17 protein-coding genes are annotated in these 19,335 nt (G+C 66.3%); 6 read left to right on the forward strand and 11 right to left on the reverse strand.

Annotated elements, in window-relative coordinates; translation table 11 throughout:
* Nucleotides 1-7 precede the first annotated feature (7 nt).
* The 3 genes from ACFFJ6_RS04210 to rutD are packed head-to-tail and all read left to right on the forward strand — an operon-like array spanning nt 8 to nt 2,410.
* Nucleotides 8-823 carry an alpha/beta fold hydrolase gene (locus ACFFJ6_RS04210; protein WP_378384682.1) on the forward strand — a complete coding sequence of 272 codons (816 nt, stop codon included), beginning with the start codon at nt 8-10 and terminating at the stop codon, nt 821-823.
* Nucleotides 816-1,601, forward strand: a complete 786-nt coding sequence (locus ACFFJ6_RS04215) for an ABC transporter ATP-binding protein (protein WP_378384684.1) — start codon at nt 816-818, stop codon at nt 1,599-1,601. Before ACFFJ6_RS04210 ends, ACFFJ6_RS04215 begins: the two co-directional genes overlap by 8 nt.
* 5 nt (nt 1,602-1,606) lie before the next feature.
* Nucleotides 1,607-2,410 (forward strand): pyrimidine utilization protein D, encoded by an 804-nt coding sequence (gene rutD, locus ACFFJ6_RS04220; protein WP_378384686.1) that lies wholly within the window; start codon nt 1,607-1,609, stop codon nt 2,408-2,410.
* Here rutD and ACFFJ6_RS04225 read toward each other — a convergent pair.
* The 9 genes from ACFFJ6_RS04225 to nirK form a co-directional block, all read right to left on the reverse strand.
* Complete coding sequence (locus ACFFJ6_RS04225) at nt 2,393-3,004, reverse strand: hypothetical protein (RefSeq protein WP_378384688.1); 612 nt, start codon at nt 3,002-3,004, stop codon at nt 2,393-2,395. The genes rutD and ACFFJ6_RS04225 overlap by 18 nt on opposite strands.
* A gap of 165 nt (nt 3,005-3,169) precedes the next feature.
* Nucleotides 3,170-4,849: an ABC transporter permease gene (locus tag ACFFJ6_RS04230; protein ID WP_378384690.1), complete on the reverse strand. Its 1,680-nt coding sequence runs from the start codon at nt 4,847-4,849 to the stop codon at nt 3,170-3,172.
* A 110-nt stretch (nt 4,850-4,959) separates the two neighbouring features.
* Nucleotides 4,960-5,973, reverse strand: coding sequence for a Fe(3+) ABC transporter substrate-binding protein (locus ACFFJ6_RS04235; RefSeq protein ID WP_378384692.1), 1,014 nt, complete (start codon nt 5,971-5,973; stop codon nt 4,960-4,962).
* A 158-nt stretch (nt 5,974-6,131) separates the two neighbouring features.
* The gene (locus tag ACFFJ6_RS04240) at nt 6,132-6,335 is read right to left on the reverse strand and encodes a hypothetical protein (RefSeq protein WP_378384694.1); all 204 of its coding nucleotides are present in this window, start codon (nt 6,333-6,335) and stop codon (nt 6,132-6,134) included.
* A gap of 128 nt (nt 6,336-6,463) precedes the next feature.
* Nucleotides 6,464-8,080 (reverse strand): MBL fold metallo-hydrolase, encoded by a 1,617-nt coding sequence (locus ACFFJ6_RS04245; RefSeq protein ID WP_378384696.1) that lies wholly within the window; start codon nt 8,078-8,080, stop codon nt 6,464-6,466.
* On the reverse strand, nt 8,077-8,994 hold the full coding sequence (locus ACFFJ6_RS04250; RefSeq protein WP_378384698.1) for a ribose-phosphate pyrophosphokinase: 918 nt from the start codon (nt 8,992-8,994) through the stop codon (nt 8,077-8,079). Before ACFFJ6_RS04250 ends, ACFFJ6_RS04245 begins: the two co-directional genes overlap by 4 nt.
* Nucleotides 8,991-10,535, reverse strand: a complete 1,545-nt coding sequence (locus ACFFJ6_RS04255; protein WP_378384700.1) for a thymidine phosphorylase family protein — start codon at nt 10,533-10,535, stop codon at nt 8,991-8,993. Before ACFFJ6_RS04255 ends, ACFFJ6_RS04250 begins: the two co-directional genes overlap by 4 nt.
* A gap of 148 nt (nt 10,536-10,683) precedes the next feature.
* Nucleotides 10,684-11,571, reverse strand: a complete 888-nt coding sequence (locus ACFFJ6_RS04260; RefSeq protein ID WP_378384702.1) for an SUMF1/EgtB/PvdO family nonheme iron enzyme — start codon at nt 11,569-11,571, stop codon at nt 10,684-10,686.
* A 210-nt stretch (nt 11,572-11,781) separates the two neighbouring features.
* Complete coding sequence (gene nirK / locus ACFFJ6_RS04265; RefSeq protein ID WP_378384704.1) at nt 11,782-12,879, reverse strand: copper-containing nitrite reductase; 1,098 nt, start codon at nt 12,877-12,879, stop codon at nt 11,782-11,784.
* 233 nt (nt 12,880-13,112) lie between these two features.
* Here nirK and ACFFJ6_RS04270 point away from each other — a divergent pair, with 233 nt between their 5' ends.
* Entirely contained in the window at nt 13,113-13,361 is a 249-nt protein-coding gene (locus tag ACFFJ6_RS04270; RefSeq protein ID WP_378384706.1) for a DUF1858 domain-containing protein, read from the forward strand.
* Here ACFFJ6_RS04270 and ACFFJ6_RS04275 read toward each other — a convergent pair.
* Both ACFFJ6_RS04275 and ACFFJ6_RS04280 read right to left on the reverse strand, forming a co-directional pair.
* Nucleotides 13,313-14,023, reverse strand: a complete 711-nt coding sequence (locus ACFFJ6_RS04275; protein ID WP_378384708.1) for a Crp/Fnr family transcriptional regulator — start codon at nt 14,021-14,023, stop codon at nt 13,313-13,315. The genes ACFFJ6_RS04270 and ACFFJ6_RS04275 overlap by 49 nt on opposite strands.
* A gap of 172 nt (nt 14,024-14,195) precedes the next feature.
* Nucleotides 14,196-17,714: a PAS domain-containing sensor histidine kinase gene (locus ACFFJ6_RS04280; protein WP_378384710.1), complete on the reverse strand. Its 3,519-nt coding sequence runs from the start codon at nt 17,712-17,714 to the stop codon at nt 14,196-14,198.
* A 355-nt stretch (nt 17,715-18,069) separates the two neighbouring features.
* On the opposite strand from ACFFJ6_RS04280, the gene ACFFJ6_RS04285 reads away from it, so the two are divergent.
* Both ACFFJ6_RS04285 and ACFFJ6_RS04290 read left to right on the forward strand, forming a co-directional pair.
* Complete coding sequence (locus ACFFJ6_RS04285) at nt 18,070-18,453, forward strand: phasin (RefSeq protein WP_378384712.1); 384 nt, start codon at nt 18,070-18,072, stop codon at nt 18,451-18,453.
* A gap of 337 nt (nt 18,454-18,790) precedes the next feature.
* Complete coding sequence (locus ACFFJ6_RS04290) at nt 18,791-19,222, forward strand: phasin (RefSeq protein ID WP_378384714.1); 432 nt, start codon at nt 18,791-18,793, stop codon at nt 19,220-19,222.
* The last annotated feature ends 113 nt before the right edge of the window (nt 19,223-19,335 follow it).

The raw sequence follows: 19,335 nt of genomic DNA on the forward strand, positions 1-19,335 counted from the left end.
GCCGGTTATGCCGACCGCTCAATTGTCGGACGTCGCGCTGCGCTACGAGATCGTCGGCTCCGGCGAGCCGGTGCTGCTGGTCGCCGGGCTCGGTGGCTCGGCCGGCTACTGGGCGCCGAATGTCGAAGCCTTCGCGGCGCGCCATCAGGTGGTGCTGCACGATCATCGCGGCACCGGCGGCAGCACGCGCGCCGAGATGGACTACTCGGTCGAGCTGCTCGCGGACGACCTGCTGCGGCTGATGGATCATCTGAAGATCGAGAAGGCGCATCTGGTCGGCCATTCCACCGGCGGGGCGATGGGGATCGTGCTCGGCGCCAAGGCGCCGGAGCGGATCGCGAGTCTCGTGCTGTACGCGACCTGGGCCGAGCTCGACGCGCAGATGGAACAGTGCCTCAGCCTGCGCCGGCGCATTCTCGGCGCCATGGGCGAGGCGGAGTATCACCGTGCCACGCCGCTGTTCCTGTATCCGCCGTATTATGTGCGCGACCATCAAGCCGATCTCGAGCGCGAGGTCGCGGCCGCGATCGCCGCAACGCCGTCGCGTAACATCCTGGACGCCCGGGCCAAAGGCATCATGGCGTTCGACGGGCTGCGCTATCTCGACCACATCCGCTGCCCGACGCTGGTGCTGGTGGCGCAGGACGACATTCTGACGCCGCCATATTCATCCGAGCTGATCGCCGCGCGCATCGTCGGCTCCGAACTCATCGAAGTGCCGCGTGGTGGCCACGCTTATTCCCGCGTCGAGCCGGAGGCGTTCAACAACCTCACGCTCGACTTCCTTGCCGCTCATCCGATCGGGACCCATGCTCATGTCTGACGCCAACATCGTGCTCAACGCCGAGAAGGTCGGGATGACCTTCGAGGTCGCCAATGCGGCGCCGGTGACGGCGATCGCCGACATCGGTTTCCAGGTCCATCGCGGCGAGATCGTCGCGATCGTCGGCCCGTCCGGATGCGGCAAGACCACGCTGTTCAACATCATCGCCGGGCTGCTGAAACCGACCGACGGCCGCGTCGAGGTCAACGGCGAGCCGGTGCACAGCGCCACCGGCCATGTCGGCTACATGCTGCAGAAGGACCTGCTGCTGCCATGGCGCACGGTGATCGACAACGTCATCATCGGCCTGCAGGTCCGCAACACGCCGCGCAAGAAGGCCGAAGCAATCGCGCACGAACTGATCGAGAATTACGGCCTGAAGGGGTTCGAGCACAGCTACCCGTCCGAACTGTCGGGCGGCATGCGGCAGCGCGTGGCGTTCATGCGCACGCTTGCTTTCAGCCCGGACGTGATCCTGCTCGACGAGCCGTTCTCGGCGCTCGACAGCCAGACCCGGCTGGTGCTGCAGAGCGACGTGCTGCGCATCATCCGCGAGCGGCAGTGCAGCGTCGTGCTGGTGACTCACGACGTCGGCGAGGCGATCACCATGGCGGATCGCATCGTCGTCATCACCAGCCGCCCCGGCCGGGTGAAGTCGATCCATCCGGTGAACATCGCCCCGGAGCAGCGCCATCCGCTGAAGATCCGCAAGCTGCCGGAGTTCACCGCGCTGTACGAGACGATCTGGTCCGAACTCGGCATCGATCTGGCGGCGTGAGCGGCATGAACGCAACCGACAGCTCCGCGTTGACCGCGGAGATCATCGGCCGCACCGAGCCGGACGCGCCGACCATCGTGCTATCGGCCGGTCTCGGCGGCGCCGCCGCGTTCTGGCAGCCGCAATTCGCTGCGCTCACCGAGCAGTTCCGCGTCGTGCTTTACGATCATCGCGGCACCGGCCGCAATCCGGCAGCGCTCCCCGATGGCTACAGCATCGGCGACATGGCGGACGAAGTCATCGCGTTGTTGGGCTCGCTGCAGATCGAGCGTTGCCACTTCATGGGCCACGCACTCGGCGGTCTGGTCGGTCTCGAACTCGCACTCCGCGCGCCGGACAAGCTCGATCGGTTAATGCTCGTCAACGCCTGGGCGGCGCCCAATCCGCATACCAAGCGCTGCTTCGACGTGCGCCGCGATCTGCTACGCCATGTCGGCGTCGAAGCCTATGTCCGCGCCCAGCCGATCTTCCTGTATCCGCCGGCATGGCTGGTCGCGAACGCGGTGCGCGTGGACGAAGAGGTGGCGCACGGCGTCCAGCACTTCCAGGGCGCCGACAATATCGAGCGCCGGATCGCTGCGCTGCTGCGCTTCGACGTGGCGGCGCGCCTCGGCGAGATCCGTCATCGAACGCTGGTGCTGGCCACCAAGGACGACACGCTGGTGCCTTGGATCTGTTCGCAACAGCTTGCCACAGGTTTGCCGCATGCTCAGCTGGTGGTGATGCCGGAAGGCGGCCACGGCGTTACCGTGACCGAGCCGGTTGAATTCAACCGCGTAATTCTGGATTTCCTAGCGCCGACCGCCTGAGAACATCGGCGACTCGCCCGGCAGCAAATTGGAACGAATGTCGCTATCAACAGCGCCATTCGGCTGCACATAGCCGGCCGAGAACGACAGGCTGAGATTCGAGGTCGGGCGGATTTCCACGCCGGCGTGGACCGCGGTCGCGGCCGTGTTGCTGCTCGAAAAGCCCGGCGAGGTCAGCGACGTAAACACGTCGGGCTGATACTTGAGCTGATCGACCCCGCCGAACACCGTGACCGGGGTGTCGCCGACGCCCTTGAAGTTGTAGCCGTATTGCGCGCCTTCCATGGCGAGCGAGCCGAAATTGCCGAACGCCCCGGCGCCGCCGATCCCGCCCACGCCGCGCCAGTTCAGACCGCTGCTGAAGGCGTTCAGCGGCGCGCTGTAGGCGCGCGCGACGAAGCCCGTGCGGAAACCGTCCTCATCCGGTTCGGACGCCGTGAAGCCGGGCACGTCGCTCCAGTTCAGCGGTTGCCAGCTTTCAGTCGCACCACCGCCGAAGCCGAACGGCCCGCCCGGCACCCAATAACGAATCGGCGCCGACTGCGCCGAGACCGCCTGCGCGCCCAAGCAGAGCAAGGCAGCGGCGAGGCTCATTCTGATCACGGGGCGAAACATCCGAGCTTCCATCATGGCGGCGGAATTATACGTGCGGGCTTGCGCCGAAACCAGCCGGTGCTGCGCATCGCCGCATCACCAGCCGGTTCCACCTTTCATGGGATGAGGGCGGCAGCGTGGCGGAGCACGATGACGCACCCGGGCTCACTCCGCCCGGTCGGAGAACCGTGTCAGCCAGATCACCGGCGGGATGCTGGCAGCGACGATGATCAGGGCGGCGAGGGCGCCGTCTTCGAAGCTGCCGCGGCTGGCGTATTGGTAGATCGAGGTCGCCAGCGTATCGACATTCAGCGGCCGCAGCAGCAGCGTCGCCGGCAGTTCCTTCAGGCAATCGACGAACACCAGGATCGCGGCGCCGACCAGCGCCGGCCGCAGCAGCGGCAGATCGATCCTGGCCAGCGTCACCAGCCGCGACGCACCCACCGCGCGGGCCGAGTCGTCGTAGTCGCGCGGGATGCGGTCGAAGCCGGCTTTCAGGAGTCCGGTCGGTACCGCGAGAAAGCGGATCACATAGGCGGCGACCACCGCGCCGCCCGAGCCCATCAGCAGCAGGCCCGGCGACGCGAAGCCGAGCACACGCGCGGCCGCGGCGATGGCGCCGTCGAGCGCCAGGAGCGGTGCCAGCAGGCCGAGCGCCAGCACCAGCCCCGGCAGTGCGTAGCCGAGTTGCACGATCGACGCTGCCGTGGTTGCCGTCCGACCAGGGCGCCAGCGTGCGGCGAGGATGACGATCAGCGCCAGCCCGAGCGCCACCAGCGTCGCGATCGACGCCAGCGTCACCGTATGCAGCGCATCGCGCCACAGCGCATCCTCGATCCGCCCGGCGAGCGTGCGGCGCAGGCTCTCGCCGAGCAGGTAGCCCGCTGGAATGACGAAGCCGAACAGCACCGGGACGGCGCATGCCCCAGCGGCGAGCGCGCCTTTGCCGCCGTGCAACGGCCGGCGGGCACGCAGCCGCGGATTCTCCGCCGACAGTTCGGTGCTGGCGCTGCGGCGGCCGAGGCGTTCGATCGCGATCAGCAGCGCCGCGAAGCCGAGCAGCACCAGCGAGAGTTGCGCCGCGCCGGCGAGGCTGCCGCGGTTGAGCCAGGTGGTGAACACCGACACGGTCAGCGTGCGCACGCCGAGATATTCGCTGGCGCCGATGTCGTTGAGCGTCTCCAGCGCCGCCAGCGCGACGCCGACAGCAAGCGCCGGCCGCGCCATCGGCAGCACCACGCGGCGCAGGATGGTGAAGCGCGACGCGCCGAGCGTGCGCGCCGCCTCGATCGGATCGGCACTCTGCGCCGCAAACACCGCGCGCGCCGACAGATAGACGTACGGATACAGCACGACCGACAGCAGCAGCACGGCGCCCGGCAGCGAGCGCAGCTGCGGCAGCCAGCGCACCGCGTCGGTCGCCGGCATCATCAGCGTCAGTATGCGGTGGGCGAGGCCGAGCGGCTCGAACACGTCCACATACACATAGGCGGACAGATAGGTCGGCACAGCCAGCGGCAGCGGCAGCAGCCAGAGCAGCAAGCTGCGGCCGACGAAATCGTGCGACGACACCAGCCACGCCGAGCCGGTGCCGATCAGCAGCGTCAGCGTGCCGACGCCGAGCAGCAGTGCCGCGGTGTCGCGCAGGGTCTGCGGCAGCACATAAGCGAGAAGATGCGGCCAGATATCGGCCGCCGGCTGCAGCGCCGTGATCGCCAGACTGATCACCGGCGCGGCGACGATCAGTGCGGTGAGGAGGGCGATGGCAAGGGCGATGCGTTCGATGCGTGATCGATCGGAGGAAGTCCTCGTGGTGAGGAGGCGCGGAGCGCCGTCTCGAACCATGAGGACGTGCCCAGTGGTCTCATCCTTCGAGACGCCCAGCTTCGCCCTGCGGGCTTCGCTGGGCTCCTCAGGATGAGGCGGCTGTGCGCGTGGCGGAGGTGTGGCGCCGTTCAGTTGTCGAACCCGACCTTATCGACCAGCGTCGAGGCGGTCTTGCGTTCGGCTGCGATCTTGGCAATCGGCAGCGCGTCCGGCGTCAGCTTGCCGTAGCCGGCGATGGTCGGATTCAGCGGCACGCCGGGGCGGATCGGGTATTCGTAGTTGGCGTCGGCGTAGATCTGCTGCGCCTTCTCGCCAGCCAGCCATTCGATCAGCTTGATGCCGTTGGCCTTGTTGGGCGCATGCTTGGCGAGCAGCACCCCCGACAGGTTGACGTGGGTGCCGCCGCCTTCGAAGGTCGGCAGGATCACCTTCGTGGCTTCCGCCCACGGCTTCTTGTCGGGATCGTTGTTCATCATCAGCGCCCAGTAATAGGTGTTGCCGATGCCGATGTCGCACTTGCCGGCCGCGACGTCGCGCGCGGTCTCGCGGTCACCGCCCGACGGCTTCTGCGCCAGATTTGCCTTGAGCCCGCGCAGCCATTCTTCAGCTTTGGCCTCGCCGTGCTTGGCGACGTAAGCGGCGAACAGCGCGTTGTTGTAGATGTGCTGGCCGGAGCGGATGCAGATTTTGCCCTTCCACTTCGGGTCGGCCAATTCCTCGTAAGTGATCGCGTGCTGCTTGACGCGGTCCTTCGAGGCGTAGATCACCCGCGCGCGCATCGAGATGCCGGCCCAATGGCCGTTCGGGTCGCGATAGCGCGCCGGCACGGTCTCGTCGATCACCGCGGAGCCGATCGGCTGTGTGATGCCCGCCTGTACGGCTTCGTCGATGCGCCCGATATCCACCGTCAGCAGCACGTCGGCAGGGCTTTTGTCGCCTTCCGCCTTGATGCGCTGTTCGAGGCCGGAACTCGCCGAGATCACGTTGACGGCGATGCCGGTGTCCTTGGTGAAGGCATCGAACAGCGGCTGCACCAGCTTGGATTCGCGATAGGTGTAGACGTTGACCTGCTCGGCCGCGCCCGCCTGGATCGGCATGACGACAGCGGCAAAGGCGACGGCAGCGGCGCGGAAGCGGCTCATGCGGCGGGCTCCTGGAGGGTCTGCTGGGACCCGTGTCAGTAGCTCAGAGGCGTCAAGCCGAGCAGCGACGGAATGTCGCGATTAGAGCGATTCCAGCTTTTGGACGAGGGAGTTGGGACCGCGCGGGGCGGATCGCCGGCGGCTCGGCGAAACGTCGTTCAGAATAGCCGCGTGCCTTCGCCACTCTGGCAGGACGGGCACTTGCAGTTGTGGAAATTGACGTCGGCGGCGAGATATTCCTCGCCGCAGTGAATGCAGGCGATCCGTAGGTGCGGACGTTTGTCGGCGCTCACGGTCCGGTCGACCAGATATTGCCCGAGTGCATTCTGATCGCCGACAGCGACATGATAGTTCGCGACCATAGCGTCCCCCGCATCTCGCGTCTGCGAAATAGTCTAGCACACAGTCCGCGGGGGTTGGCAAATGCGATTGTTGCAAGCGAATCGCGCCTTTCCCCGGTGAATTGCGTTAACCCCGTTTCCAGCTACCGCTATCGACGGGGTTGCGCCGCGTGTCCGTTGTCCTCGAGCGCTCGGCGCAGACGCCGGATGATCACCCCGCGGGCGCGCGCATCCGCGGCGGCTTCGATCTGCTCGTTGATATCGAGCAGCAGCTTCGACATCTCATTGTGCCAATCGAGCTGGACGACGGACTCCGGTTCGAGGCGGCGGCGATGCGTACCATCGAGCGGTGTCGGCACCGCGCTGGTGAGTTCGTACACGTCGTCAAGCACGGGCTGAAAGATCTTGGCCGCGGGGATCACGCCGCTGAGACGTTCGGCCAGCGCTGCCATCGAGGCCTCTTCGCCGTGGGTCAGAAACAGGCCGCGATCGATCGGCCTGCGCTCCGTGATCCAGCGCGCCAGTTCGCCGGCGTCGGCGTGGCCGGAGTAATCGTCGATGCGGCGGATCTTCGCCTTGACGCGGATCTCCTCACCCATGATGCGTACCGAATGTGCGCCGTCTTCGAGGAAGCGGCCGAGCGTGCCCTGCGCCTGATAGCCCACCAGCAGCACCGTGCCGCTGTCGCGGCACAGCCAGCGCTTCAGGTGATGGCGGATGCGGCCGGCGTCGCACATGCCGCTGGCGGCGATGATGATGTGGAAGCCGCTGAGCTTGGCGATCGCCTTGCTCTCGTCGACGGTCTCGGTGAAGCGCAGATGCGGCGAACCCAGAAGTCGTTCGACATCGACGTCTTCGTCGAGATCCGCGGCATGGCGGCGAAACACTTCGGTGGCGCGGATCGCCAGCGGCGAGTCGAGGAAGACCGGCGCGGAGGGGATCTTGCCTTTCTCCATCAGGTCGATCAGGTCGACGATCAGTTCCTGCGTTCGCTCCACCGCGAAGGCCGGAATCACCAGCGCGCCGCGTGCCGCCGCGGCGGCGTTGACTTCCGCGGCCAGCCGCTCGTGGCGTAGTTGCGGTGAGGTCGGTTCGCGCAACCGCGCGCCATAGGTCGACTCGCAGAACACATAGTCGAAATGTGCCGGCGCTTCGGGATCGGGCTGCAGCAATTTGCCGTCGGGGCCGATATCGCCTGAGAACAGCAGCCGCAGCGCCGAGGATGAGCGGCCTTCGCCGGCGATCTCGACTTCGATCGAGGCCGAGCCGAGGAGGTGTCCGGCGTTCCAGTAACGCGCGCGCACGCCGGGCAATACGTTGGTCCAGGTCTCGTAGTCGACCGGACGGAACGACGACAGCGTGGCGATGGCGTCGGCCTGGGTGTAGATCGGCGTGACCTCCGGCTTGCCGCGTGCAGCGTTGCGCCGGTTGAGCATCATCACTTCGGATTCCTGGATGCTGCCGGCGTCGGGCAGCATGTAGGAGCACAGATCGATGGTGCCGCGCGTGGCGAAAATCGGGCCATCGAAACCATGGCGCACCAGCTTTGGCAGCAGGCCGGAATGGTCGATATGCGCATGCGTCAGCAGTACAGCGCTGATGCTGGGCGGCTTGAACGGGAAGTCGCCGTAGTTCAGCTCCTTCAGCGTTTTCTGGCCCTGGAACAGGCCGCAATCGACCAACAGGCGCTGGTCCTTGGTTTCCAGCAGATAGCACGAGCCGGTGACGGTGCGCGCGGCGCCGCAGATTCGAATCGTGACGGTCATGCGCGGGTCTCCTTGGTGATCGTGCCGATTTCGCTGCGCAGCGTTTCGGCGAATAGATCGTCAAGCACGATGCCGTTGGTGAAATGCGGCACCGTATGGGTCGAGCGGATGCTGCGCAGACCGGCAAACGCCAACTCGCGTAACATGGAGGTCGGAAACAGCGCGTGGGTGATCACCGCGTCCACCCAGGTCGCGCCGGCGGCGTGCAGCGCCTTGCTGCAGGCGATCAGCGTGCCGCCGGAGGAGACGATGTCGTCGACCAGCAGCGCCGGCCGGCCCGCGATCAGGGACGGATCGTCGAATCTGACTTCGACGGAACGATCACCGCGGCGGATCTTGCGGGCCACGGTGGAGCGTCGGTCGATCAGCTTAGCCAGCGCATCCACCCATTGCTGCGACTCGGCGTCGGGACCGACCACCACGGTGTCCGGATCGAGCGGATGCGCGCGGAACGAGGCGGCGATCGCCGGCATCGCCGACAGGTCGTCGGCCTCGATGCACGGAAACACATCGCCGAGGCTGGCGGTGCGATGCAGATGGGCGTCGACGGTGATGACGCGGTCCACGACCGATGCGAGTAGCCGGCCGACCGCCTTCTGGCTGATCGCCTCGCCGGGATGAAATGCCGCGTCCTGGCGCATGTAGCTGAGATACGGCGCCAGCAGCACCAGCCGCGTGCAGCCGCCGCGCCGTAGCGCCTCGGCGGCGAACAGGATCGTCAGCAGCTTTTCGTTCGGCTGATCAAGCGGCACGTACAGGATCGTGGTCGGGGCCGCCGGGCCCACCGTCACGGCGATCTCGCCGTCGGGGAAACGATGCTGGGCAATCTGGTGGACCGGGATTCCAAGCCGGCCGCCGAGCCGTTCGGCATCGGCGCGCGCTGCCGCGAGGCATTGTATCGCCACAGCGCTCACGACACCAGCTCCACGGCGGACGGCGCGTGATGATTGATGGTGAAGCCCGACTCCGCCTGCGCGGCCGCCACCGCGAGGTCGAACTCGGAGCGCTCGGAGGCGTAGATCCGGTAGATCGCTTCGCCCTTTTCGGCGCGGTCGCCGATCTTCTTGAACAGATCGATGCCCGCGCCCTTGGCGAGCGGTGCGCCGGCTGTGCGAGCGAGACGATTGATGCGCAGGCAGTCGATGGCACTGACGATGCCGTCGTTTGCGGCCAGCACATCGGCGGCATGCGCGCCGAGTTCGGCGCTGCAGGTCGAGGGGCCCTGCGCATCGATGATCTGCTGCATCTTCTTGAGCGCCGCGCCGCTGTCGAGCAGTTCCTTGGCGCGCGCGTAGCCGGCACCGCCGCGCAGCTGCGGATCGTATTCGAGCAGATGCGCCGCGAGCCGCAGCGATTTTTCGCGCAGATCCGCGGGCGCGTCCGGCTCGTTGCCGAGCACGGCCATCACGTCGCGCGCCTCCAGCACCGGGCCGATGCCGCGGCCGATCGGCTGGCGGCCGTCGGTGGTCACCACTTCGACCGCGATGCCGAACTGATCGCCGACGAATTCGAACAGTTTACGCAGCCGCATCGCCTCGTTGGCGTTTGCCACCTTGGCGCTGGGCCCGACCGGAAAGTCGATCAATAGATGGGTCGAGCCGGCCGCGAGCTTCTTCGACATGATCGAGGCCACCATCTGCTCCGGCGTGTCGAGGCTGAGCGGACGCTCGACCGAGATCAGGACGTCGTCGGCGGGCGACAAATTGACGTGCCCGCCCCACACCAGGCAGCCGCCGCAGGTGTTGACGACCCGCTTCATCTGCTCGACGTCGAGATCGACGCGGGCGAGGACCTCCATCGTGTCGGCGGTGCCGGCCGGCGAGGTAATGGCGCGCGACGAGGTCTTCGGCACCAGCAGGCCGTACGCGGCGACGATCGGCACCACGATCATCGTGGTGCGGTTGCCCGGAATGCCGCCGATGCAATGCTTGTCGGCGACGATCGGCCGGTCCCAACGCAGCTTGGTGCCGACCGAGGCCATCGCCTTGACCAGCGACAGCAGTTCGTCCGTAGAGGTGAACCGCGCCGCACTGATCAAGAAAGCGGCGATCTCCATGTCGGAGTAACGGAAGTGGGCGATGTCGTCGATGATCGCGGCGATCTCCGCCTCGGTGAGCTTGCGGCCCTGGATCTTGTTGCGGACCGCATCCATGCTGGCGGGCGGCGGCGCCGGCGCCACCGAAACGGCTTGTCCCACCGGCTCGTTGAAGCGGCGAAAGGCGGGCTCCGACAGGCCAAGTTCGTCGGGGCCGATCACCGCGTCGTCGTCGGTGATCATCAGCGTGGCCAGCAACACCTTGGCGCCGGTCCGTAGCTCGACGCGGCTGAAGCCGCGAAACACCTCGGCGTGCAGCGCGCGCGAGCGGCGCGAGATCACCGCGACGTTCTCGCGGCCGGTATCGAGGCTGATCCGCCGAATCTTGAGCGGAGGACGGGTCAGATCGGGAGCATTCACGGCGCAACTCCGCTGCCGGCCAGGCGGCCGGTCCAGACGTCATGCCGCTGCGGCGGGGAGCCACGGCAGACGCGGGGAGCAGGCTAGAAGCTCATGGCCTGCGCCAGATTGACCGTGGTCAATGTCGGCTGCGGCGCGCCGACGCAGCTCACAGTGAGACACCATCCAGCGTTGATTTGAGCCACGCACGCAGCCCTGCAAGAGTGCTGTCCGGCTCACGCACCAGGCGAAAGCCGAGATGGGTCGGCGGCAAGCCTGCGGAGCAGCCGCCTGCCTTGGCGTCGCGCACGAAGTCCGACACATAGGCTCGGTGTTGCCCCTCCGCGACTCGCACGCCGCAATTCGAGGTCCGCGTCACGGTCCGGCCGGACGCATCCAGTGCGCTGCGCACGAAGCAGGTCGAAGTCCATTCCCAGACATTGCCGGCGAGGTCGAGCAGCCCGCGCTCATTGGCGCCAAAACCGCCGAAGCTGCGTAACGCGATGGCCGATTTGTCGATCTGCGCCTCGCGTTCGTAGCGCGCGATCCAGCGCACCGATGGATCGTCGCTCTCGGCGGCGAGTCCGTCGTCCTGGAACCGGCTGGCCGCCGCATAGGCCCACTCGGCGTCGGTGGGCAGCCGATAATGCCCGCCCGTCCTGACGGAGAGCCAGGACGCGTAGTCGCTGGCGTCCTGCCACGACACCTGCACGGCCGGACGATCCGTTCGCGCGGCGATCGCCGCCGGCATCGGGTGGCAACCGCCGGCATCGACGCAGAGCTGATAGTCCGCAGCGCTGACCTGATGCAGCATGACGGCGAGCGGCCGGTCGACGCGCAGTTCGACGCGCGGGGCCTCAATCTGCCTGCCATCGCGGGTGAATTCGCCGGGCAAGCGATAGGACATCGTCCCCGGCGCGACGTCGACGATGGCCTGACGGGACTGCAGTGCTTGATCGACATGGGCCGGCGCAATCAGGAATGGCGTGATCGCGAGCGGTGTGACGAACCCGGCGGCGGCGGCGATTGCGATCTTGAGTTTGAAGGCGAGCAGCATGGCGGCGACTTCGGAAGGTAAGCGATCAGGCGAACTGAACTCTGAAGCCTAGCCCCCGTCATTGCGAGCGAAGCGAAGCAATCCAGCGCCGAGCGCGGCGCCTCTGGATTGCTTCGTCGGCTTCGCCTCCTCGCAATGACGCGGGGAGGGCCCAACGACGAAGGAGGTGAGACCCGCGCGGACGCGGGCCTCGTTGGCGCGCGGAGGTGGTTAGTGGGTCGGGATCGGGCCGGGGGCCTTGACCTGGGTCATCAGGTCGTCGTTCCACTTGCCCTCGACCTTGAAGTGGGCGGTGGCACCGAGTTCGACGGCTTCGATCAGGTTGTGGTTGACGTAGGCATAGACGCCCGGTTGTTTGAATGTGTAGAGCGCCGCGCCTGCCGAGCCGCCGCGGATGAACCAGGTCTCGAGATTGGTTTCCGGCGCGTTGGAAAACTTGCCGGTCTCCCAGACGTAGTCGCCATGGCCGCCGATGATGTGCGGGCGTGTATCGCGGTTGGCCTGCGAATGCACGATCAGCACGGTCTCGCCGACCTTGGCGGTCATCGCGTCCTTGCCGGTCAACGCGCCGACCTTGCCGTTGAACACCACATGGGTCGGCGTCAGCTTGCGCATCACCTCGCGGGTGTCGACATAGGCTTCGGCCGGCGAGGCGTAGGTCTTGTACTTGCCCTTTTCGTCCTGTGGCACATACAGGTCCTGCTCGCCGATGTAGTAGGCCCGGTCGTAATGCAGCGGCTTGCCGGCGCCGTCCTTGAGGCCGTCGCGCGGCAGCACCATGATGGCGCCGTTCATGCCGGAGACGACGTGCCAGGGGATCATCGCGCCGCCCGGCGCGCAGTGATACACGAAAACGCCGGCACGGTCGGCCTTGAAGCGCAACACGACTTGTTCGCCGGGATTGATCAGCGTCAGCGCGCCGCCGCCGAGTGCGCCGGTCGAAGCGTGGAAATCGATATTGTGCGGCATGGTGTTGCTGGCGGGATTGACCAGCGTGAGCTCGACATAGTCGCCCTGGTGCACGACCATCAGCGGGCCCGGCATCGAGCCGTTGAAGGTCATCGCTTGGAACTTGGTGCCGTCCTCGTCGATCACCATTTCCTTTTCCTGCACCACTAGCTTGAACTCGATCACTTTCGGGCCGTCCTTGGTGGCCTGCTGATGCGCGTGCACGAATGGCGGTGCGACCAGATCGACGCTCTGGCGCGGCAGTTTCAAAATGTCGTCGGCGGCGAGCGACACCGCCGGTGCGCTCAGCACCAATGCGGCGACGGCAGCTCCCAGCAGGGTGTCTCTACGGGTCATCATGGTCGTCATCCTTGCGTGTGGACCTGAATTCGACGCTCACGAGGATGCGCTCGCGACGGCGCGTCTATTTGTTCCAGCACAAGCTCGGTGGTGATTACCGGTCAACTCGGGGGAGCACCGCATCCGTACTTCGTCGGATGGGAAAACAGCGAGGTCCGGCTCAGGCGAAAAGGTTGTCGCGGCACAACGATCGCGCGCGCGATGCGGCTCATCGTGGCGGGATGGAGAGGACCATGCTCATTCACCGCACCAGCGTAGTCGAAGACGTGATGCGCGAGTGGCCCGCGACGATCCGGACTTTTCTGGATTTCAAGCTGGCTTGCGTCGGCTGTCCGATCGCGACCTTCCACACCCTCGCGGATTCCTGCCACGAGCACGGTATCGAGGAAGCGACCTTCCTGTCGGCGTTACGCGCCGTTGTGGCGCTGGCCGATCAAGGCTCCTTCGCCTCCGGCGTCTGCTCGGCCAGCACCACGAGTTGATGCGGTTCGCGGAGCACGATCTTCTGCCGCCCACTTTCTATCAGCCCGCGCTGCTCCCAGCCGGAGAGCAGACGGCTGACGGTGTGCAGGGTCGTGCCGGTCATCTGCGCGATGTCCTGCCGGCTAATGGGGAAGTCGATCTGGACGCCGTTCTCGACCTTGCGGCCGCTCTGCTTGGCGAGCCGCAGCAGCGCGTGGGCGACGCGCTGCTCGACCTGCTGGGTCGACATCTCGATGACGCGCGAATGAGTTTCCTGCAGCCGGCCGCCGACGGTGCGGAGCGTGTTGGTGGCGAGCGTGGGATAGCGCTCCACCAGCCGCGGCCAGGCGGCGGCGGGCCACGCCAGCACGATGCTGTCGTCCACGGCCGTGGCGGTCGCCGGATAGCGCTGCAGCCCGATCGCCATCGCGACACCCAGCGTCTCACCGGGCGACACGTAGCGCACCACGACCTGTTCGCCGGCGGGCGTCACCTTGCTGGCTCGAACATGGCCGTGCAGCAGCACGAAGAACGAATGCGCGTCCTCGCCCTGTTCGAACACCTTGCCGTTCTTGGGAACCCGGATCGACCGCGCCTCCTGCAGGATGGCATCGAGCTCGTCCGGTCCAAATCCGGCAAACAGCGGCAGCTTTGCAACGAGAGAGGTGTCGATCGTCGCCATAAGATGTCTCGCGGGTGATGGACCGGGCGCTACCTAAATCGCGATGGCAGGCAGGAGCAAGAGCCGGATGCTCGTCGGGGCGACCGGCCGAGCCCGCGTGATGTCCGGATCTCGGTCGAGACGGGGCCGTCGGCGTCCGTCTCAGAAGAAGACCGATAGACGCTCGCCGCGCTTACACCCCGGCCGGCGTATGCGTGAACACCACTTCGATCAGCGTGCCGGACTGCGGCGCGCTCTTGATGTGGAATTGGGCGCGGTTGGCTTCGACCAGCGCCTTGGTGAGCGATAGGCTGACGCCCGCGGCCTCGGAGCGATCGCTCGGCGCCGGCGTGCTGAACGGCTGCAGTGCGGCGGCCAGTTCGTCCTCATTGAGGCGATGGCCGGTGTCGCGCACGCGTAGCACGACCTCTCCGAAATCGCTCAGCGCGGTGGAGACGATCACCTGGCCGCCCGCATTGGCGAGATGGATCGAGGTGCCGATCAGGTGCATCAGGATCTGCCGCAGCGCCTGCGCGTCGGCGACGACCGGCGGCAGTGCATGTGCCAGCGAGGTCCGGATGATGATGCGCTCGCGATTGGCCCGCGGCTGCATCACCGCGACGCATTGCTCGACCAGTTCGTTGAGGTTCTGGCTGGTGAAGTCGAGTTCGAGCTTGCCGGTTTCGATCTGCGACAGATCGAGCAGGTCGCCGACGATGCCGATCACACGCTCGCCCGAGGCGCGGATGTCCTTGAGATAGTCGCCGTAACGCTCGTTGCCGAGCGGGCCGAAGCGTTCCTCGATCATCACTTCGGCGAAGCCGATGATGGCGTTGAGCGGCGTGCGGATTTCATGGCTGAGCCGCGCCAGCACATCGGCCTTGGCGCCGGCCGCGCGCTCGGCGAGCTTGCGCACTTGATTCAGCTCGGTCTCGATCCGGCGTGCCTGCGACAGGTCGCGGAACACGGCGAAGAAGTTCGGCCCCTCGGAACGCGTTCGCCCGATCGTCATGGTGAGCGGAAACAGTCCGCCTTCGCGGACCCTGCCGAGCGCTTCGAGGCCGTGGTCGAGCAGACTTTCGGCGCTGCCGGATCTCACGCTCGCGAAATAGTCGCGGACGGCGCTGCTGCTTTCCGGAGCGAACAGATCGACGAGAGATTGCTGCACCAGCTCGGCGCCGTCGTAGCCGAACAAAGCTTCGGCGCTGCGGTTGCAGGCGCTGATCCGGCCGTCGGCATCGAACATCAGGATGCCCTCGGCGGTTGTGTCGAGGATGGCGCCGAGTTCTTCGGCATCGGCATGTCCTGCATCCGACGCAAGCTCGCTCGCGTAGCTATCGGGCGCGGTCGGCGCCGCATCGGGAACGTCAGCGGAAAAGATCAGCGCCAGTGCCTGCTCGCCGTCCCAGGTAATGGCGTGCAGCCGGCCCGCGCTCGGGGCGGAGTATTCGCTCGACACGGTGATCGGCGCACCACTTTCGGAGGCGCTCGAGCCGCTCGTCCCTTCTTCGACATACAGCGCGTCGAGGCCGCCGGCCTCTTCGAGCGCGGCGAGGCTGGCGAAGCCGGTCCGCTGCAGAAACGCGGCGTTGGCGTAAAGCAGACGGTCGAGCCGATAGATCAGCACGCCGACCGGAATGAGGTCCATCAGCAGGCGATCGCGCGTGCTGTCGCCAGCCGCCGGAGTCGCAAGCGGCGCGAGCCAGTCGGCTTGCGGTGCGGTGGGAGATGGCGAGGCTGGCGTATCGGTCGCGGTCTCCGTGGGGCGCGCTTCGGTCGGGGCCGCTTCGTCCAAGGAGGCTTCCGGAGCATCGTCGTTCGAAGCCTGGCTGAGCATCCGCTCGGCCGCAGCGGCTTCGGCTTCGAGCCGTTCCGATAGCTGACGCGCGAGTTCGTTGAAGGCGTTGTTCTCGACCGGAGTCAGCGCGGGCGAACGGGCGTCGTGGACGGGCCGGAAGGGAAGAACGTTTCTCGGAGGTTCCACGATATGATCCGTGTCTTGATAGTGACTGGTGGCCGACATCTCGGGCTGATCGCCTTCGGTGGCGGAAGAAGCAGTGTGGGGCGTGAAGTCGGCCGACAGCGAGCGCGGCGGATGTTCGTCCTCAGCGCCGTGTTGGCGCAGCGCCGCGAGTTGGTCGAGGCCTTCGAGGTCGCGGCAGACGCCGAAGCCGCGATAGCCGACGAAGCTGCCGTCGCGGTCCTGCACGGGCAGGCCGGACATTTCGACCGGCAGGCGCAGGCTGGTGTCGTCAGCGGGAAAATGCAGTGTGACGCCGCTCCACGTATGCCGCCCAGCGATCGCCTGGGCGAAACGATTGTCGGGATCGAGATCGAGCGCTGCGCGGATCTGCGGCCAGGTCTGGCCGAAGCTCGCCGCCGTGTGGGGACCGAGCAGATGGGCGAACTCGTCGGACATCACGGCGAAGCGCTCGGACTGGTCGAGTTGCCAGACAAATCGCAACGGATGCCGCCGCGGCGGTAGCGGCTCCGGCTCCGCTGTTGCGGCCCTGTCCGCTACAGGCTCAGTCTGTTCCACGATGGGGGACTGAGCGAGCTGTTCGATCTCCACGGGCTCGGCCGCCGCCTTCTCCGGCTCGGCGGTGGTTTGATGAGCCGTGTCCGTGTGAGTCGCTTCAGCCTCGCGGTCAAGTGCGACCTCTATCGTCGCATCGTCCGGCGACGCGACTTCGGCCTCCGATTCGTCGGCCACGGCTTCGATGAAAGGCGATGGTTCGTGGCTGGCTACGGGGGCTTGCGCGCTGTCAGCGTCGCTCGGTGCAGACGGAGATGTCTCGTCAGGCGGCGTCGCGGACGAAGCGTCCACCGCCGGCTCCGCGGCACTGGTGTCCCCGAGCAAGGCGAACTCTGCCGGCGCTTCGGTAAGCGTCTCGAGCGCTTCGTAGTCGGCAATCAGATCTTCGGCGAGAGCCTGATGCGTCAATGCGGTATCGCCATCGGCGCCCGATACGGCTGGCGGCGTGGTGGGCGGCGGCAACGTGCGCAGCGTCGGCGCGGCTGGTGGTTCGGCGACGTCGGGCTCGTGCTCCACGACCGGCGGAGGGTTCGGCTCGAGCAAAGCGATCAGCCCGATATCGCGGCCGCTGCCGACCCGTTGCAGGACCATGCGGCCGATCCCGACCGGCGTTTCCGCGCGGCCGTTCTGCAGGGCTTCGTTGCGCGCCTGATCCAGCCCGGCTTCGCTGAGATTGCGGAAGCCCAGAAGCGTACGTGCCGCCGCGCTCGCGCCGACGAACAGGCCGTCACGGGCAAACGCCGCGATCGGCGTCTCGATGCCTTCGACCAGACCGCGCAGCCGGTCGACGAGCGGCATCGGGGGGCCGATCTGGTCGACCGCCGCGATCAGCACGCCGGACGTGCCGTCGGCGCATTCGAAGCGGGCGCAGGCACAGGTGACGAGCGCGCCGAGTCGGGCGCCGAAGCCGCGCAGTCGCTCGAGTCGCGTCGCGCCATTCAGCGGAAGCCGGCCGGCAAGTTGCGCCACCAGTCGGCGGTGCGGATCCGCCGGACCAAAGCGTCGCGCGGCGAGCGCATTGCCGTTATCGGCGCCGAACAGCCGAGCCGCGACCGGATTGGCCCAGAGCACATGGGTGCCGTCGACCGACCACAGCCAGACCGGCAGCGCACGGATGGCGTGGGCCGCAAGCCGGGGATCGTCGACCCCTCGCAACTGAAAATCCCAACTGGTCATCGGTGCCCGTGCGCGGCAGTTCCCGTCCGGTCCGTGCTTGGCGCGCAGCAACCGCTGCGGTCGGCAAAGAACCTTAACAATTCATTATCGCTTTCGGCCGCCGTCAGGTCCACGCTTGCCGGCGCTCTGTCCCAAGCTAAGCGCCGATAACCTTAATTCGGCCATTGCGACGGCAGAACTTTGTGGCCGTTAGACGCGTTGAATGGGTGCTTGGCGTTGTAAGGTTGCAAAATTTCTTCGTTTGGTCACGATGACCTCGTCGCCGGCCGGTCACACGGCTGATGCGAGAGGGCGTTACGTTGGCGACAGGCTCGGACAGGGCCGCGGAGCGGACCCTGCGCAACAGGAGTGGACCATGGATCAGGATGGGCGGGACCGGTTCGAAATTCCCAAAGAGATGCGCTCCATCGCAGAGGCCGGATTCGATCAGGCCCGCAAGGCGTTCGAGCATATGCTCTCCAGCGCACAGCAGACCGCGACAACGATCGAAGATCGTGGTGCGACGGTGCGCGCCAATGCCAAGGACATCACCACCAAGGCGGTCGGGTTTGCCGAGCGCAACGTGAGCGCGGCGCTCGACTATGCGCAGCAGCTGGTGCACGCCAAGGATCTCGGCGATGTGCTGCGCCTGCACAGCGAATACGTCCAGGCGCAGATGAAGGCTTTGGCCGAGCAGGCCACAGAGCTCGGTCAGGCGGTCGCCAGGGCCGCACAGGACGCCGCGAAGCCCAAGTCCTGATCCGAACCGTGCCCTTGGACACGCTTTTATCAGGGTGTGTCCAAGTCCAATCACAGCTGAAACGCGACGAAAAGCTCTGAGCCGGAGCGATTATGCCTTCGGCTGGGCGGTAAATTTTGCGGTTCGGCGGTGGCAGATTGCCACGGTCGCGACCTATTTGATGCACAATGTGGCAGTGCAGTGCGAGTTTATGTTGCAATGCACAAATTCTGTGTTACGATATGCACTAAAGGATGACCGAAAGGGGTCATTCAGTTGAGGCCCTGCAGTCGGCCCGTTTTTCTAATCTGGCCATCGCGCGGGCATTACTATTTTACCCTCCTAGGAAGGACGTCACATGGCCGATTCGAGCGATCCGTTCTCCACCGTCATCCCGTTCCAGCTGCCCGAGCAGGTTCGCGCCTTCGCTGAAAAGGGCGTGTCGCAGGCCCGAGAAAGCTACAGCAAGCTCCGGGACGTGGCCGAAAGCAACAACGGCACCATCGAAGCCGTGTTCTCGTCGGCCAGCAAGGGCGCGACCGACTATTCCGCCAAGGTGTTCGACTTCGTGAAGGCCAACACCAGCGCCGGCTTCGACTTCGCGCACAGCCTGATCGGCGCCAAGACCCTTCCGGAAGTGCTGGAAATGTGGACTTCGCACGCCAAGAAGCAGGTCGAGGTTCTGACCTCCCAGACCAAGGAACTGACCGAGCTGTCGCAGAAGGTCGCTGCCGAGACGGTCGAGCCGATCAAGGCGAATGCCTCGAAGATCTTCACCGCCGCCAGCTGAGGCTGTTCAGGTTCGGTTGATTTCCAAGGCCCGGGACACGTCCCGGGCTTTTTTGTCGATAGTGGCCCTCGACATTGGTCGGAGAGCCGATCCCGGCCTTGCCAAAGCGCGGC

This window comes from Rhodopseudomonas telluris, from assembly GCF_042432815.1.
GTDB lineage: Bacteria > Pseudomonadota > Alphaproteobacteria > Rhizobiales > Xanthobacteraceae > Rhodopseudomonas > Rhodopseudomonas telluris.

Coding starts and splice junctions, on each gene's coding strand:
- ACFFJ6_RS04285 (WP_378384712.1), top strand. CDS start 18,070: ATGGATCAGGATGGGCGGGACCGGTTCGAAATTCCCAAAGAGATGCGC.
- ACFFJ6_RS04260 (WP_378384702.1), bottom strand. CDS start 11,571: ATGCTGCTCGCCTTCAAACTCAAGATCGCAATCGCCGCCGCCGCCGGG.
- ACFFJ6_RS04240 (WP_378384694.1), bottom strand. CDS start 6,335: ATGGTCGCGAACTATCATGTCGCTGTCGGCGATCAGAATGCACTCGGG.
- ACFFJ6_RS04275 (WP_378384708.1), bottom strand. CDS start 14,023: ATGGCGACGATCGACACCTCTCTCGTTGCAAAGCTGCCGCTGTTTGCC.
- ACFFJ6_RS04230 (WP_378384690.1), bottom strand. CDS start 4,849: ATGGTTCGAGACGGCGCTCCGCGCCTCCTCACCACGAGGACTTCCTCC.
- ACFFJ6_RS04210 (WP_378384682.1), top strand. CDS start 8: ATGCCGACCGCTCAATTGTCGGACGTCGCGCTGCGCTACGAGATCGTC.
- ACFFJ6_RS04290 (WP_378384714.1), top strand. CDS start 18,791: ATGGCCGATTCGAGCGATCCGTTCTCCACCGTCATCCCGTTCCAGCTG.
- nirK (WP_378384704.1), bottom strand. CDS start 12,879: ATGATGACCCGTAGAGACACCCTGCTGGGAGCTGCCGTCGCCGCATTG.
- ACFFJ6_RS04225 (WP_378384688.1), bottom strand. CDS start 3,004: ATGAGCCTCGCCGCTGCCTTGCTCTGCTTGGGCGCGCAGGCGGTCTCG.
- rutD (WP_378384686.1), top strand. CDS start 1,607: ATGAACGCAACCGACAGCTCCGCGTTGACCGCGGAGATCATCGGCCGC.
- ACFFJ6_RS04270 (WP_378384706.1), top strand. CDS start 13,113: ATGCTCATTCACCGCACCAGCGTAGTCGAAGACGTGATGCGCGAGTGG.
- ACFFJ6_RS04215 (WP_378384684.1), top strand. CDS start 816: ATGTCTGACGCCAACATCGTGCTCAACGCCGAGAAGGTCGGGATGACC.
- ACFFJ6_RS04235 (WP_378384692.1), bottom strand. CDS start 5,973: ATGAGCCGCTTCCGCGCCGCTGCCGTCGCCTTTGCCGCTGTCGTCATG.
- ACFFJ6_RS04280 (WP_378384710.1), bottom strand. CDS start 17,714: ATGACCAGTTGGGATTTTCAGTTGCGAGGGGTCGACGATCCCCGGCTT.
- ACFFJ6_RS04245 (WP_378384696.1), bottom strand. CDS start 8,080: ATGACCGTCACGATTCGAATCTGCGGCGCCGCGCGCACCGTCACCGGC.